Annotated in this window: 13 protein-coding genes; 11 read left to right on the plus strand and 2 right to left on the minus strand. The window is 38.2% G+C overall.

Features of this window, described 5'->3' with window-relative positions; translation table 11 throughout:
- Positions 1-4: 4 nt before the first annotated feature.
- The 4 genes from H4J56_RS03155 to H4J56_RS03170 all read left to right on the plus strand — a co-directional run bounded on the left by H4J56_RS03155 (position 5) and on the right by H4J56_RS03170 (position 2,855).
- Positions 5-799, plus strand: coding sequence for a chemotaxis protein CheW (locus H4J56_RS03155; protein ID WP_220465897.1), 795 nt, complete (start codon positions 5-7; stop codon positions 797-799).
- Between the two features lie 91 nt (positions 800-890).
- Entirely contained in the window at positions 891-1,382 is a 492-nt protein-coding gene (locus tag H4J56_RS03160; RefSeq protein WP_146799106.1) for a chemotaxis protein CheW, read from the plus strand.
- A gap of 75 nt (positions 1,383-1,457) precedes the next feature.
- Positions 1,458-1,928 carry a DUF2802 domain-containing protein gene (locus H4J56_RS03165; RefSeq protein ID WP_182258835.1) on the plus strand — a complete coding sequence of 157 codons (471 nt, stop codon included), beginning with the start codon at positions 1,458-1,460 and terminating at the stop codon, positions 1,926-1,928.
- Between the two features lie 114 nt (positions 1,929-2,042).
- Positions 2,043-2,855, plus strand: a complete 813-nt coding sequence (locus H4J56_RS03170; protein ID WP_310733825.1) for a VacJ family lipoprotein — start codon at positions 2,043-2,045, stop codon at positions 2,853-2,855.
- Between the two features lie 123 nt (positions 2,856-2,978).
- Here the strand turns inward: H4J56_RS03170 and H4J56_RS03175 are convergent, their stop codons facing one another.
- Complete coding sequence (locus H4J56_RS03175) at positions 2,979-3,284, minus strand: DUF6170 family protein (protein WP_182258836.1); 306 nt, start codon at positions 3,282-3,284, stop codon at positions 2,979-2,981.
- Between the two features lie 127 nt (positions 3,285-3,411).
- Here H4J56_RS03175 and ribE point away from each other — a divergent pair, with 127 nt between their 5' ends.
- The 7 genes from ribE to H4J56_RS03210 all read left to right on the plus strand — a co-directional run bounded on the left by ribE (position 3,412) and on the right by H4J56_RS03210 (position 12,810).
- A complete protein-coding gene (ribE, locus tag H4J56_RS03180; RefSeq protein WP_070374607.1) occupies positions 3,412-3,876 on the plus strand; it encodes a 6,7-dimethyl-8-ribityllumazine synthase in 465 nt (154 codons plus the stop codon).
- A gap of 12 nt (positions 3,877-3,888) precedes the next feature.
- Complete coding sequence (nusB, locus tag H4J56_RS03185) at positions 3,889-4,305, plus strand: transcription antitermination factor NusB (protein WP_070374606.1); 417 nt, start codon at positions 3,889-3,891, stop codon at positions 4,303-4,305.
- Between the two features lie 44 nt (positions 4,306-4,349).
- A complete protein-coding gene (gene thiL / locus H4J56_RS03190; RefSeq protein WP_182241664.1) occupies positions 4,350-5,327 on the plus strand; it encodes a thiamine-phosphate kinase in 978 nt (325 codons plus the stop codon).
- 15 nt (positions 5,328-5,342) lie between these two features.
- A complete protein-coding gene (locus H4J56_RS03195) occupies positions 5,343-5,810 on the plus strand; it encodes a phosphatidylglycerophosphatase A (protein WP_070374604.1) in 468 nt (155 codons plus the stop codon).
- A 146-nt stretch (positions 5,811-5,956) separates the two neighbouring features.
- On the plus strand, positions 5,957-7,801 hold the full coding sequence (locus H4J56_RS03200; protein WP_182258837.1) for a nitric oxide reductase activation protein NorD: 1,845 nt from the start codon (positions 5,957-5,959) through the stop codon (positions 7,799-7,801).
- 427 nt (positions 7,802-8,228) lie between these two features.
- Complete coding sequence (fahA, locus tag H4J56_RS03205; RefSeq protein WP_182258884.1) at positions 8,229-9,542, plus strand: fumarylacetoacetase; 1,314 nt, start codon at positions 8,229-8,231, stop codon at positions 9,540-9,542.
- A 673-nt stretch (positions 9,543-10,215) separates the two neighbouring features.
- Positions 10,216-12,810 (plus strand): TonB-dependent siderophore receptor, encoded by a 2,595-nt coding sequence (locus H4J56_RS03210; protein ID WP_182213543.1) that lies wholly within the window; start codon positions 10,216-10,218, stop codon positions 12,808-12,810.
- 211 nt (positions 12,811-13,021) lie between these two features.
- Here the strand turns inward: H4J56_RS03210 and H4J56_RS03215 are convergent, their stop codons facing one another.
- Positions 13,022-14,302 carry a multifunctional CCA addition/repair protein gene (locus H4J56_RS03215; protein ID WP_182258838.1) on the minus strand — a complete coding sequence of 427 codons (1,281 nt, stop codon included), beginning with the start codon at positions 14,300-14,302 and terminating at the stop codon, positions 13,022-13,024.
- Positions 14,303-14,333: the final 31 nt, after the last annotated feature.

Here is a 14,333-nt window from a genome sequence, read left to right on the forward strand (position 1 = left end):
TCCAATGGCAAAGTCACTCGCTGCAAGTAAGAAACTAATGCAGAATTATTTATCAGAATTGTTGACTGAAGATCAGCAAGAATCGGACCTGCCAATTATTTCTGTAAAAGCAAAATATCAGCAACCGTTAGAAAAACTTTTACAAAAAGTTGATATTACTGAACGTATTGCCGACCCAATAGATGAACCTGTTTATACTGTTAAAAGCTCTGTAAAAAATGAACGACCTAAAATAGTTGAAGAAAAAGTTCAGGACAAAGTCGAAGAAAAAACACAATTGACTCTTGATGAACCGCTTAAGACAAGAAAAAGTGATCAGCCATTAATTGTTCATCAGAGTAAAAATTATCGAAAGGGTAGTTTTCAAGCGATGTTCTTTAATGTTGCGGGTTTAACGATTGCAGTGCCGTTGATTGAATTGGGTGGCATACATAACGAAGACAAAACAACGAGTCTAATGGGTAAGCCTAAATGGTTTACTGGTGTTATGTTACATCGAGATGAAAAAATTAATGTAGTGAATACCGCTTTATGGGTAATGCCAGAAAAATGTGACGAAGCGTTAATAAATTCGCTAAACTATCAATATATTGTCATGCTAGGTAATAGTCATTGGGGATTATCGGCTGAAACATTAGTCGATACAGTGACGTTAGAGCAAGAAGATGTAAAATGGTTAGACCTACCGAACAAACGACCTTGGTTAGCCGGTTTAGTCAAAGAACGTATGTGTGCACTACTTGATGTCGAGTCTTTGATTAAGTTACTTGACGCAGGCGCAAATATTAACCAAGATTAATGGCTAGATCTCCAGATAGTATTATACTATGTACACTAGACGAATAATCAAACAGATTGATTTTCAATAAGATATTTAAGAGGCAGGCTGTATGGCTGATGATAGACGTAATGCAAATGAAAACGTAGACAACGATGAAGTGTTGCAATGGGTAACCTTTAAGCTTGATAGTGAAACCTACGGTATTAATGTAATGCAAGTGCAAGAAGTTTTGCGTTATAGTGAAATTGCACCGGTGCCAGGAGCACCTACATATGTATTAGGTATCATTAATCTGCGAGGGAACGTTGTTACTGTCATTGATACCAGACAACGCTTTGGGCTTAAACCTGCGGATATTTCTGATAATACTCGTATTGTTATCATTGAAGCCGAAAAACAAGTTATTGGTATCTTGGTAGATAGTGTCGCTGAAGTTGTTTACTTAAAAAATTCTGAGATAGATGATGCTCCGAATGTAGGTAATGACGATAGTGCACGATTCATTCAAGGTGTTTCAAACAGAGAAGGTGAGTTATTGATTTTAGTCGACCTAAATCAGTTACTTTCTGACGACGAATGGGATGAACTTAAACAGTTCTAGGCTGTTTACTGAGTCTCTTTAAATAAAGCCTGACTTATCAGGCTTTATCTAGTTGTAATGGTTTAAGAAGCGTTTATGTTTATTATCTCGCCACTTTTGATTTTAGTTAGCAGTTTTGTGCTTTTTATAGTGCTAATTGGTTATATTTATCGCCAAAAAACTTATTTTCATCGAACTAATAAAGTGCTGAAAACACAACTTGAAACGCAAGAGTTGTTTATAAATGAGCTACAATCGTCGCAAAATAGCGTAAATAAACAATTGCTTGAGTTTAATAATAAGCTTGAAAGTCTGCAGTTAGAAAACGAGCAAGTCAGTAAACAACTTGAACATCGTATTAAAATACTGCAAGAAGAGAGTGGGCTTCAAAAGCAATTAATAGATCAATTTCAAAATCAGCAACCGCAAGATAAACTCTATTCACGTGCTTTTAAACTCGTTGAGTTAGGCGCAGAGATCGATGAGGTCGTTCGAGAATGTGACATCCCACTTGCTGAAGCTGAGATGTTAATATCTGTCCACAGAAATAAAACATCGCCTTCTTAAAACCAATCATTTTATGGTTTTTCCGCAGATAAATAGTTAAAGCTTTTATGTTGCATTGCATTTTTGCGTGGTAAACTGCGTCATTATTTTTTTACTCAATATCAAGGACGCTAAGTGAAAGTAGCCGCTATATTTTCTTATTTGTTCAATAATCCAACAAAAAGAATTGTTGTCATTCTACTGGCATTAGTTATTTCTGCCTGTTCATCAACACCTGCTGAAAATAGTGCTAGTGTTTCAGATCCTAAAGATCCATTAGAATCAATTAACCGACCGTTTTGGACTTTTACCTGGGATTATGCAGACAAATATGTGCTTAAACCGACAGCCCAAGCGTATGTTGAATATATGCCAACAGACTTTAGGTCCGGGATACATAATGTTGCCTTAAACCTAAACGAGCCATCAACGGTTATAAATAACCTGCTGCAAGGAAAGTTTAGTGAAGCGGGTAAAAGTACGGGGCGTTTTATCCTTAACTCTACTATCGGCATATTTGGATTTTTTGACCCAGCAAGTGACTTCGAATGGATCAGAGCACAAGAAGAATTTGGTGAAGTCTTAGGCTCATATGGTGTTGGAGATGGACCTTATCTAGTTATACCGGCTCTTGGGCCAAGCTCAGTTCGTGAAGAAGTGGGTGACTATGTTGATAAATACTACTGGCCATTAGCTATTATTGATTTTTGGCCTAACTTACTTCGCCAAGCCGTACTCGGGCTTGAACAACGAGCTGCGCTTGTTGATCAAGAGCAAATTATTAATGAATCTATTGATTCGTACGAATTTGTTAAAAATGCTTACTTTCAAAATATGGAATTTAAAGTTTATGATGGTAACCCGCCCATCGTGATTGATGAAGACAGTGAAGACGAAATTAATGCCTTTTTAGAAGAACTCGATAACATGGCAGACGTTGATCAATAAACTTGCTTTGCAGAGTGAAGCTTAGAATACTTCAAGCTTCACTCATTTTTACAAAACTATTAATTAAAAAAAAAGCTGTGGTGTTAGTGTAAATCGCGGTTTTTTTGATGTGATAATTAAAGATTAAGCTAATTTATTATACTGCTTGATCGCAACACTGAGATATTTACGGGTAAAAATTAACGATACTGGCCGAAGTAAAATAAAATACACGGCTAGAAAACTAAACAAAGATACCACAAAGAGCAGCCCATCTAATTGTGCCATAAATATAAAAGGTGGCACCAACATTATTAACTTCAAAATATTTAATACGAACTTCTCTGGTGCGGTCAATTTAGCGGCAGCGAGTGTTAAAATCTGCTGTCTTTGCCCAAGCGAATAGCTTTCGAGTTCGGGAAGTTTATTTGTTGAAAATATAAAAGCCATAGGTATCGTATTTTTAGTGAGTAATAGCAGTATTCTACAGTATTTTTACACTTAATTAAGCAAACAAGTACCGAATTGTCTCTGGGTTTGGTAGAATTGCGGCAAATTTTTTGTGAGTGAAATATAAATGAATATCATTGAAGCTAATTTTGACGCAGCAGGTAAAAAGTTTGCCATCGTTGTTTCACGTTTTAACAGTTTTGTAGTTGAAAATTTATTAGAAGGTGCAGTTGATGCACTTAAACGCCATGGCAATGTTGCAGATAACGACATTACTATTGTTCGTGTTCCTGGCGCATATGAATTACCCCTTGCTGCTAAGCGTATTGCAAGTAAAGGCGAGTTCGATGGCATTATAGCTATTGGCGCCGTTATTCGTGGCGGAACTCCACATTTTGATTTTGTTGCGGGCGAATGTAATAAAGGCTTAGCGCAAGTTTCAATGGAATACACTATTCCTGTTGCTTTTGGTGTCATTACAACCGATACCGTTGAGCAAGCAATAGATCGTGCCGGACTTAAAGCAGGTAATAAAGGCGCAGAAGCGGCTTTAAGTGCTTTAGAAATGGTTAATGTTTTAGATAAAATATAAGCGGGAATTTTTGTGAAACCAACTCCTAGAAGGAAAGCTCGTGAGTTAGCTGTTCAAGCTATTTACTCATGGCAGCTTAGCCAAAACTCAGTAACTGATATCGAAGTTAACTTTTTAACTGATAACAGTGCGCGCCGTTTTGATATTCCATATTTTCAACAATTACTCCACGGTGTAACCAAATCAGTTGGTTCTATCGATGAAGCTATTTCTCCACATGTTGACCGTCCTTTAAACGACGTTGACCCAGTAGAAAAAGCTATTTTACGTGTCGCCATTTATGAATTGAAAGATTGTAAAGATGTGCCATACCGAGTTGTTATTAATGAAGCTATCGAATTAGCAAAATCTTTTGCTGCCGACGATAGTCATAAATTTGTTAATGGTGTTCTTGATAAAGCCGTTAAACTGATTCGTCCAGAAGAATAATTTGCGTTCATTTTCTCAAAGCAAAGCAAAGGATTGGTTGTTGTATGAAAGAATTTGAAGTCATTCGACGTTATTTTACTGAACAGGTAGTGAAGCGCAAAGACGTTTATTTAGGTATTGGTGACGATTGTGCACTGGTTACTCCGGGTGAACGCCAACACATTGCAGTAACGACAGATACCTTAGTGGCAGGTGTTCATTTTCCTTTAAATACATCGCCACGTGCTATTGGTCATAAATCGATAGCTGTTAATTTGTCTGATCTTGCCGCTATGGGGGCAGAGCCTAGTTGGGTTTCTTTAGCACTCACGCTTCCTGAGATTGATGAAAATTGGATCAATGAATTTTGCCTTGGTGTTTTTGACCTTTGTGAATTTTATAATGTCCAGCTTATTGGTGGTGATACGACGCAAGGACCATTGAGTATAACCATTACAGCGCAAGGACAAATTCCTTTTGGACAACATATTTCCCGTTCAGGTGCTAAAGCAGGAGAATGGTTATATGTTACCGGTGAGATAGGTGCAGCGAACCTCGCTTTACAACATATCCAAGGTAAAGTGAAAGTAGCAGCTAAATATCAGCAAGAAATACAAAAACGCTTAGACTTTCCTAAAGCAAGGGTTTTGGCTGGACAAGCTTTACGTAAATATGCGACTTCTGCGATAGATTTATCTGATGGTTTAGTCGCAGACCTAGCTCATATCTGTAATGCTTCGGGTGTTGGTGCTAATATTGTTCTTGATGCTTTACCGCTTTCTGCCGCATTAAGTGATACTGTTGGTATAGACGCAGCGTACGATATAGCTTTAGAAGGTGGCGATGATTACGAGCTATTATTTAGTGTTACTGAAGATAACCGCGTAGGCATGGAAACAGCCTTAGCTAACTCAGGCAATAAGATTACCTGTATTGGCCAATTGAATGGTTCAGGAAAAATTACCACGACATTAAATAAAAAAGCGGTAAATATTAAGGTTCAGAGCTATCAACATTTCTCTGATACTCCTTCTACTAAATAATGTAAGTTAAATGTAATGAGTAAATCTACCGAGAATTTTCGTATAACTAACCCCATCCATTTTCTTGCTTTAGGGTTTGGTAGTGGTTTATTACCTAAAGCACCAGGTACTTATGGCACGCTTGCGGCCATTCCTTTGTACCTGCTGTTAGCGCCTGCTTCAGTCAGTACTTATTTAGCTATTGTTATTATCATGAGTATTGCCGGTATTTATATTTGTGGAAAAGCGGCAGAAGATGCAGGTGTACCTGATCATGGCGCAATTGTCTGGGATGAAATTGTTGGTTTTTTAATCACTATGTTTCTTGTTCCTTTGACATGGCAAAGTATTGTTGTTGGTTTTATCTTATTTAGAATTTTTGATATTTTTAAACCTTGGCCTATTTCCTATGTAGATAAAAATTTACATGGCGGTCTAGGTATTATGGTTGATGATATTCTTGCGGGCTTAGCAGCACTGGCTTGCATGCACCTGATCTTTTAATCCATAGCACAGAACGTCGAGTTTTAGTGTCTGTTCACTTCTTTTTAAAACCTTGATTAAATGACGGGTTACTTGATACATATCAGCCTATTTATTTTTCAATTTGCTACTATAAATTAAAGACATACTTTAATGCGGTAGTGATAATGGAAGAATGGGTTGGTGGGATTTGGCATAAGTATATTACCCGTAAAGCCAGTACCGAATATGAGCAAGCAAGCGTGTGCTTTAGTGAGGTCAGTAAATCTGTTGGTATGGTTTTTCGTGCCTTAGGTGGCGACGTTGTTAAGCGTATAGAGGCGGCGAGTTCAAGAGATTATCTCGTTCGTCGCACCTTTCTGCAAAAAGTATCGGGTGAAAATCAACAAGTCAGTCTTGCGTGGCAAGACCCTGAGAGTTTACGTTTACCTGAACGTTTAGCGGTATTTCCAACGACTGAACTCAATCGTGACCTTTATATTTGGCTAGCTATTTTAGCTGCGCATCATAGTGGACGCTTTCAGCATTGGGCGATAGATAATCAGCAACTCGTTGTTGAAGTCTTAACAAAATTTCCTGCATTAACTCCCCGTTATCAACGATTAGCCCAAGCTTTTTTAGTAAGCAGACCCTCGTTAAAAAAACTACCCGAGCAAGAAAAAATAATGGAGCAGGCGATTGTCCAAGCGATTCTAGAACCGGGCACTGTTAAAATATTTCCTACGGTTAATTACGCGCCGAAAGCGGTATTCCTTTGGTTATATCCTTCAGCTCATGTTGATCCATTACTCTTGCCTGATTATCAAGACATTACTGAAGACGAAAACCAAGCTCAAGAAAGTAAGCAATCAACAAAAAATAAAATTAGCCGTAAAAAAGCAGATCGCGAACAAGCAGATGAAAGTAACGATGGCATGATGATTTTTCGTTTAGAAAGCCTTTTTTCATGGAGCGAATTTTCAAAACTAGATAGAGGCTCTGATGATACCGATGAAGATGAAGAAGATTTATTACGTACAGCAGAAGATCTCGACAATATTACTTTATCGCAACAACAAGACCAAAAAAGTGCCAATATAAAAATTGATTTAGATTTACCTTCCGCGTCCGAAGATGATATTCCGCTTGGGAAAGGCATTTCTTTACCCGAATGGAATTACAGAACGCAGCAGTTAGAAGCCGACCGTTGTTTACTACAACCAATGCTGCCAAAAAATTATACAGCTCAATCTTTGCCTATTAAGCTTCAAAAAACGGCAAAGGCTATTCAAGCTCAATTTGAACAATTAACCAGTGTACGTTACTGGCTAAAAGCCCAACCGCAAGGCGAAGAACTTGATTTGTCTGCTTGGTTAGACTTTTATGTAGAAAGTAAAATAGCGCCGACTCAAGAAAAAGGACTTTACCAAAGTTTTAGAGGTAACAATCGCGACATTTCTAGTTTATTACTGGCTGATTTATCTATGTCTACTGATGCTTATTTAGATGATGATAACCGTGTTATTGACGTGGTTCGCGATAGTATGCTGTTATTTGGTGAGGCGTTAAATAGTGTTGGTGATAACTTTGCTATGTATGGTTTCTCTTCAGTAAGACGTTCAAATGTTCGTCTTACTATGCTAAAAAACTTTAATGAACCATACAATGATGAAATTCGTGGCCGCGTTCAATCTATTTGCCCCGGTTTTTATACGCGAATGGGAGCGGCTATTCGCCAAGCAACCAAGGTTTTACAAGAGCAGCGTAGTACGCAAAAATTGCTACTGATTTTAACCGATGGAAAACCTAATGATATAGATCATTATGAAGGGCGTTTTGGTATCGAGGATACTCACCAAGCGATTGCTGAAGCAAATAGGTTAGGCATTAAACCGTTTTGTATTACCATTGACCAAGAAGCAGAAGAGTATTTACCTTATTTATTTGGTCGTGATGGCTTCACCGTTATTTTACGACCAGCACAATTACCGATACGTTTGCCGCAACTTTATCATCAATTAACGAGTCATTAATTATGTCTGCGAAACAGTTACCTTGTCTTTATTGCCAAACAAAAAATGAGATTAATAGGCAAAATTGTCAAAATTGTGGAATGCCGTTAGCAAAAGATCATCCTGACGGTGAAAATGCGCGGCAACGATTTTTTGTCAAAGCCTTCTGGGGTATTGTTATATTTTGTATCGTGATGATGATTTACTTACCGAGATATCTTTTTTAATCAGATTATGGGCTGTAAACTCTTTAGTGCAACTATTTGTTGACAGCTTAACCCTCAGAAAAATAACTCAATGCTATCATTAATACCAATTATTGTTCTCGCTGGTATAATGCCGCAATCTTATATCGTTATCTTCTATACTTACTTGTATTTTAAAACGTATTTTGACGTTTTATCAAAGTAAGCCTTAAATTTCAGGAGTTCTTCAAGCAATGTCTACTATGAATTTATTAAACGAAACCCACAATTCAGCCCGAGTTAGTTGGCTTGTCACTGCGAATAAAGCAGATACCGACTTTCCTATTCAGAACTTACCTTTTGCGGTTTTTAAACGTGCAAATAGCGAAGAAGCATTCCGTGGTGGTGTAGCAATTGGTGATCAAGTTATTGACTTAGCTGCCTTGGCTAACGCAAATGTTTTTGACGGTCTAGCCCAAGCAGGCGTAAAAGCCTGTAATGCACCACAGTTAAATGATTATATGGCGATGGGTAAAGCGACATGGAGCGCTTTACGTTTAGCACTCTCTGATGCTTTGAAAGAAGGCTCAGCTTTACAAGATAAAGTGGCCGCTTGTTTAATTGCTCAAGCTGACGTTGAATATGCACTACCTTGTAATATTGGTGATTACACTGATTTTTATACCTCAATTCACCATGCTACATCAGTGGGTTTGAAGTTCCGTCCAGACAACCCATTATTACCTAACTATAAATGGGTACCGATTGGTTACCACGGTCGTTCATCTTCTATTGATGTTTCTGGTCGAGATTTTAAGCGTCCTTCTGGACAAACTAAAGCGCCGACAGCAACTGAACCATCATTTGGCCCTTGTAAGCGTCTCGATTATGAATTAGAAGTAGGCATATTCATTGGTAAAGGTAATGACTTAGGCGATGCTATCTCTATCGATAACGCCGAAGATCATGTCTTTGGTTTATGTTTATTCAACGATTGGTCTGCGCGTGATATTCAAGGTTGGGAATACCAACCCTTAGGGCCATTTTTGTCGAAGAACTTTGCGTCAACAGTCTCACCTTGGATTGTGACGACAGAAGCATTAGCACCTTATCGCTCGGCTTGGACACGTGTTGAGACAGATCCTCAACCAATGCCATACCTAGAGTCAGAAAATAATCGTACGATCGGTTCATTTGATATCCAGCTACAAGCCTTGCTTGAAACCCAAAATATGCGTGAAAAAAGTGAAGAAGCGGTTGAAATGTCACAATCTAACTTTAAAGATTCATACTGGACAGTGGCACAAATGGTCGCTCATCATACCGTTAATGGTTGTAACCTTCGCGCGGGTGATATGTTTGGCAGTGGTACGCAATCTGGACCTAAGCCTGAAGAAGCCGGTTCAATGTTAGAGCTTTCAAATGCGGGTGCCGATCCTATTACTTTACCTAATGGTGAAAAACGTACTTTCTTAGAAGATGGTGACAACGTCATAATGAAAGGTTGGTGTCAAAAAGAAGGTGCAGTGCGCATTGGTTTTGGTGCCGTATCAGCGACAATTTTACCAGCGAGTTAACGGCTAAATTAGCTAATTGCTCATTGAGTTAATCGCAAAGCGTTGGTTGTTTATGATCAGCGCTTTTTTTATCACTAAATTTCAATAGTAATAATCTATTTTATTCCCCACTACTTCTCATTAAATTTTGTTTTGATCTAGATTATCTTTTTTATAAATCAGCCCTGCGAATACAAAATTATTCAATAAGTGTGCATAAATAAGCGACGAAATGCTAAAAAAAGACGATGAATTACTTTGTATATTGTATGCACTGTAAAGTTAGTGTTAATTTTTAGTGCTTTGACTGTGACTTCACTAAATAGTGCAATATTTTTATAATTTATTTTTATGTCAATTTGGAATAAGAAAATTCTTTTAGGTCTATTTGGATCTATTTGATTACGAAAATATTCGGATATTAATTACTGGTTAATAAGTCCACAGTCACTAGCCTGTATAGTCCTTATAGAGAAAACCTCTTTATCAATTACTAGACTTCTTTTCGTAATTAAACGTTATTTAATGAAGAACATCTATTTTCGCGCTATTTTCAATTAATTTCGCCCTTGTAAACACTTTTAGGCTGTTTTATAAAGTACCTGCAAGTCTAGGTAGTTTCACCTATTGACTACCTAGTCTAAAAAAACATAAAAATATAAAAATATAAACATAAATCTATGAAGGAAGTAACATGTCTACTCAATTATTTCGTACAGCAACGTTAACGTTAGCGGTAAGTATTGCACTAGGTACTGCCCCAGCATATGCAGAAGAAAACAGCTCAAAAGTAAAAGTAAAAGATGTAGAAAGAATAGCGGTTGTTGGCTCACGTTCAGCGCCTCGTTCTGTTGCTGACTCTCCTGTTCCAATTGATATTATTGGTGGTGAAGATTTAGAGAAAATGGGTTCAAGTGACATGCTTGATCAACTTGTCGGCAGTGTTCCTTCATTTAACGTACACGCTAACCCAATTAGTGATGCGGCGACATTAGTTCGTCCGGTAAACTTACGTGGTTTGTCTTCAGATAGCACATTGGTGTTATTAAATGGTAAACGTCGTCATCGCGCTTCAGTTATTGCATTCCAAGGTGGCGGCATTAATGATGGTGCACAAGGTCCAGATATTTCTGTTATTCCAAGCATAGCGTTAAAGCAAGTTGAAGTACTACGTGACGGTGCAGCAGCACAATACGGTTCAGATGCAATCGCTGGTGTAATGAACTTTGTTTTAAAAGATGCTGCAGAAGGCGGTAGTTTCTCTGTTAAGCACGGTGAATATTACGAAGGCGACGGCGCTACAACAACCTACGCAGGTAACGTTGGTATGCCATTAACTAAAGATGGTTTCGTTAACTTAAGTTTTCAATATAAAAATGCTGATGCGACAAGCCGCAGTGTTCAAGTAGCCAATGCTGCGACCATTGCAGCGGCAGGTAACTCATTCATCGCTGAAGAAGCTCAAGTTTGGGGCTCTCCAGAAGTTAATGATGACACCACACTTTTTGGTAATATTGGCCTTGATTTAGGCAATGATAAAAAATTCTACATGTTCGGTAACTATTCAGAACGTGATGTAAAAGGTGGCTTCTACTGGAGAAATCCACATAACCGTTCAAGCATTTATTCAAATGATGGTGGTGACACACTACTTGTTGGCGATTTAGATGGCGTAGATAACGGTATTACTTGTCCTACCATAGCTATTGGCGCTAATGTTTTAGACCAAGCTGATTATCAGTCTATTGCCGACAATAGTACGGCTTTAGGTAAAAACTGTTTTGCGGTTAACGAAACATACCCAGGCGGCTATACGCCAAACTTTGGTGGTAATGTAGTCGATACATCATTAACTATGGGTGTTGAAGGTGAAATTAACGGCGGAATGCTAGACGAAGTTTTCTTTGATATCAGTGGTTCTGTTGGTCGTAATAAATCAAGCTTTAGTATTGTAAATACCATTAACTCTTCAATGGGTCCTGAATCTCCACGTGATTTTGATTTAGGTGATTACACACAATTAGAAAAAACGTTTAACTTAGATTTATCTAAGGGCGTTGAAGTTGGTCTAGATTCACCAATGAATGTTGCGGGTGGTTTAGAATGGCGCGAAGAGACATTTGAAATTGGCGCGGGTGATCAATACTCATTCCTTGCTGGTCCATTAATCGACCAAGGGTTTAACCTAGGCTCACATGGTTTCCCTGGTTTTCAACCATCACAAGCCGGTGTATTCTCTAGACGCAGTGTTGCTGCATACGTAGATGTTGAAGCATACATTACTGACGACTTTTTACTTGGCGCAGCTTTACGTTATGAAGACTTCTCATCATTTGGTGATACGTTAAATTATAAATTAACGGCTCAATATTCTATTAATGATGAGTTATCAATACGTGGTTCTGTAAGTACTGGTTTTAGAGCTCCTACCGTTGGTCAAGCTAATGTAAGTAACGTTTCTACCGCATTAGAAGATGGTGAATTAACTGATTCAGCGTTATTACCACCAACAAGTGAATTTTCAAAATTATTTGGTGGTAAAGAATTAGAGCCAGAGCAGTCAAGCAGCTATGCATTTGGTGCTGTTTATCAAAATGGAGATTTTTTCTTTACGGCTGATTACTATCATATTGAAGTTGATGACCGTATTACACAATCTGACCGTACAAAATTAGAAGAAGCTGACTATGCTAAATTAGAAGCATTAAATGTAGCTAACCCTCGTTCAGTCGGTACAGTAAGTTTCTTTGCTAACGATTTTGATACTACAACACAAGGTGTTGATATTGTTGCAAACTACGGTATGCAGTTGTTTGAAGGTGATACTAAACTTAGCTTAGCTTACAACTGGAATGAAACCGATGTTACGGGTAGTTCTGATATTACAGGTGCTTTTAAAGTTAAACGCTTAGAAGAAGGTTTACCAAAGCATAGAGGTTCATTCACTGTTTCTCAAAGCTGGGATAATATCAGTATGTACGTTCGTGGTAACTACTTCGGTGAATACCATGCGGTACACGTAGATTATGACCTAGCCGCTCAAGATGCTGATGCAGCAATTACTTTTGATGCTGAAGTGAGTTACTTTATTAATGACTCATTTACAATAGCAGCTGGTGCACAGAACATCTTTGATCAACAAGCTGAAGAGTTAGAGTTTGAAGAAGCTTCACGTAATCATCCTGATGGCTTCACACCTAATAACCAATGGGGCGGTAAGTACTACGAAACATCTCCATTTGGCTTTAACGGTGGCTTCTACTACGTAAAAGCAACCTATAGCTTTTAATTGAGTTGTAAATAGCGGTTAGAACACTAATCGTCTTACTTAAAAAAGTCAGCTAATTTAGCTGACTTTTTTATATAAAAATATTGAGGAGTTGAATAGGTTAGTTAACTATGTCGAGAATAATAACCTGCTCACAGTGAAGCTAAATTAGCGTGCGGGCTGGGTAGATTTACTTGGTACTTGAATGTTTTTTTGATTTTTCAGCCAAAGGTTAAAGATTGTTAACTTGCACATGACCTACTTTAAAGCTCTGAACAAGTTCAATGCGTTTTTTATTTATGGCTTCTTTAATATCTGCACCTTTTATTCCTTGTTCGATAAACTCTTTAGCGGTTACCGTTAAGGCCGCTTCAAAAGCACTACGTAAGTAATCTACTTGCGGATAGGGTTTGTTCTCATTGTACAATCGACCGCGAAAATCAGCCGTACAGGCAGTCAAAAAATCAGTAAACTCTTCAGGCTTGCGCCATACATCTAAACTATTAAACAACTTAACTAGCGTGTTGGCTTTTAATTCAAATGCTTTATGGCAATGTAAATGAAATTCACAGACTTTACGCGCTAAAATTTTGTGATCTTTAGGCACTTTTAATTGCTCACATATTTTGTCAACTAATGCTAAACCTGAGTTTTCATGACCCCGGTGGCTGGGCCAATTTTCTTCTAAGGTCAAAGATTTACCCAAGTCATGACAAAGTGCCGCGAACCGTACAGATGTTTTAGGGGAAAGCTTAACCGCTTGTTGCAGAACCATCATAGTATGAATACCCGAGCAAATTTCTGGGTGCCATTTTTCTGGATTAGGGATCCCCCATAGCGAGTTAAGTTCAGGCCATATTTTCGCTAATGCACCACATTCACGTAACACTTGAAAAAATACTTCTGGGTTATTTTCAGTCAAACTGCGCTGCATTTCTTGCCAAATACGTTCACCTGACAGTGTCGCTAATTCTCCGCTTTCACTGATTTTAGTCATCAAGGCTACTGTTTCACCAGCAATGGTAAAACCATAATCATGATAACGGGCAGTAAATCGAGCTACCCGTAAAACACGAAGTGGGTCTTCAACAAAAGCTAATGAAACATGTCGCAATATACGGTTTTTTAAATCAACTTGGCCATTATAAGGGTCAATAATAGTGGTGTTATCAACGCTATCGTTAAAGGGCATCGCCATTGCATTAATAGTGAGGTCGCGGCGAAGGAGATCTTCTTCAAGGGTAACAGCGCTACTGGCATCGCAAATAAAACCGGTATAGCCTTGGCCTTGCTTACGTTCAGTTCTTGCTAAGGCATACTCTTCTTTAGTCTTGGGATGCAGAAATACCGGAAAGTCTTTACCGACTTGCGTAAAGCCTAATGTCAGCATCTGTTCAATCGTTGCGCCAACAACAACATAATCATGATCATAGACCTTGTGTCCTAAAAGTTTGTCGCGAACGGCACCGCCGACTAAATAGCGGTTAAGTACTGAAAGGTCATTGTTGATCATTATTACTCTTTATTTATTAAAGCTGACATAT

It is taken from the genome of Colwellia sp. BRX8-4 (assembly GCF_014077345.1).
Classification (GTDB): domain Bacteria; phylum Pseudomonadota; class Gammaproteobacteria; order Enterobacterales; family Alteromonadaceae; genus Colwellia_A.

What these genes read in the sequence shown, in the direction of transcription:
- H4J56_RS03165 (WP_182258835.1), top strand. Translation starts at nt 1,458, where the DNA reads ATGTTTATTATCTCGCCACTTTTGATTTTAGTTAGCAGTTTTGTGCTT.
- H4J56_RS03200 (WP_182258837.1), top strand. Translation starts at nt 5,957, where the DNA reads ATGGAAGAATGGGTTGGTGGGATTTGGCATAAGTATATTACCCGTAAA.
- thiL (WP_182241664.1), top strand. Translation starts at nt 4,350, where the DNA reads ATGAAAGAATTTGAAGTCATTCGACGTTATTTTACTGAACAGGTAGTG.
- fahA (WP_182258884.1), top strand. Translation starts at nt 8,229, where the DNA reads ATGAATTTATTAAACGAAACCCACAATTCAGCCCGAGTTAGTTGGCTT.
- H4J56_RS03210 (WP_182213543.1), top strand. Translation starts at nt 10,216, where the DNA reads ATGTCTACTCAATTATTTCGTACAGCAACGTTAACGTTAGCGGTAAGT.
- ribE (WP_070374607.1), top strand. Translation starts at nt 3,412, where the DNA reads ATGAATATCATTGAAGCTAATTTTGACGCAGCAGGTAAAAAGTTTGCC.
- H4J56_RS03195 (WP_070374604.1), top strand. Translation starts at nt 5,343, where the DNA reads ATGAGTAAATCTACCGAGAATTTTCGTATAACTAACCCCATCCATTTT.
- H4J56_RS03175 (WP_182258836.1), bottom strand. Translation starts at nt 3,284, where the DNA reads ATGGCTTTTATATTTTCAACAAATAAACTTCCCGAACTCGAAAGCTAT.
- H4J56_RS03160 (WP_146799106.1), top strand. Translation starts at nt 891, where the DNA reads ATGGCTGATGATAGACGTAATGCAAATGAAAACGTAGACAACGATGAA.
- H4J56_RS03155 (WP_220465897.1), top strand. Translation starts at nt 5, where the DNA reads ATGGCAAAGTCACTCGCTGCAAGTAAGAAACTAATGCAGAATTATTTA.
- H4J56_RS03215 (WP_182258838.1), bottom strand. Translation starts at nt 14,302, where the DNA reads ATGATCAACAATGACCTTTCAGTACTTAACCGCTATTTAGTCGGCGGT.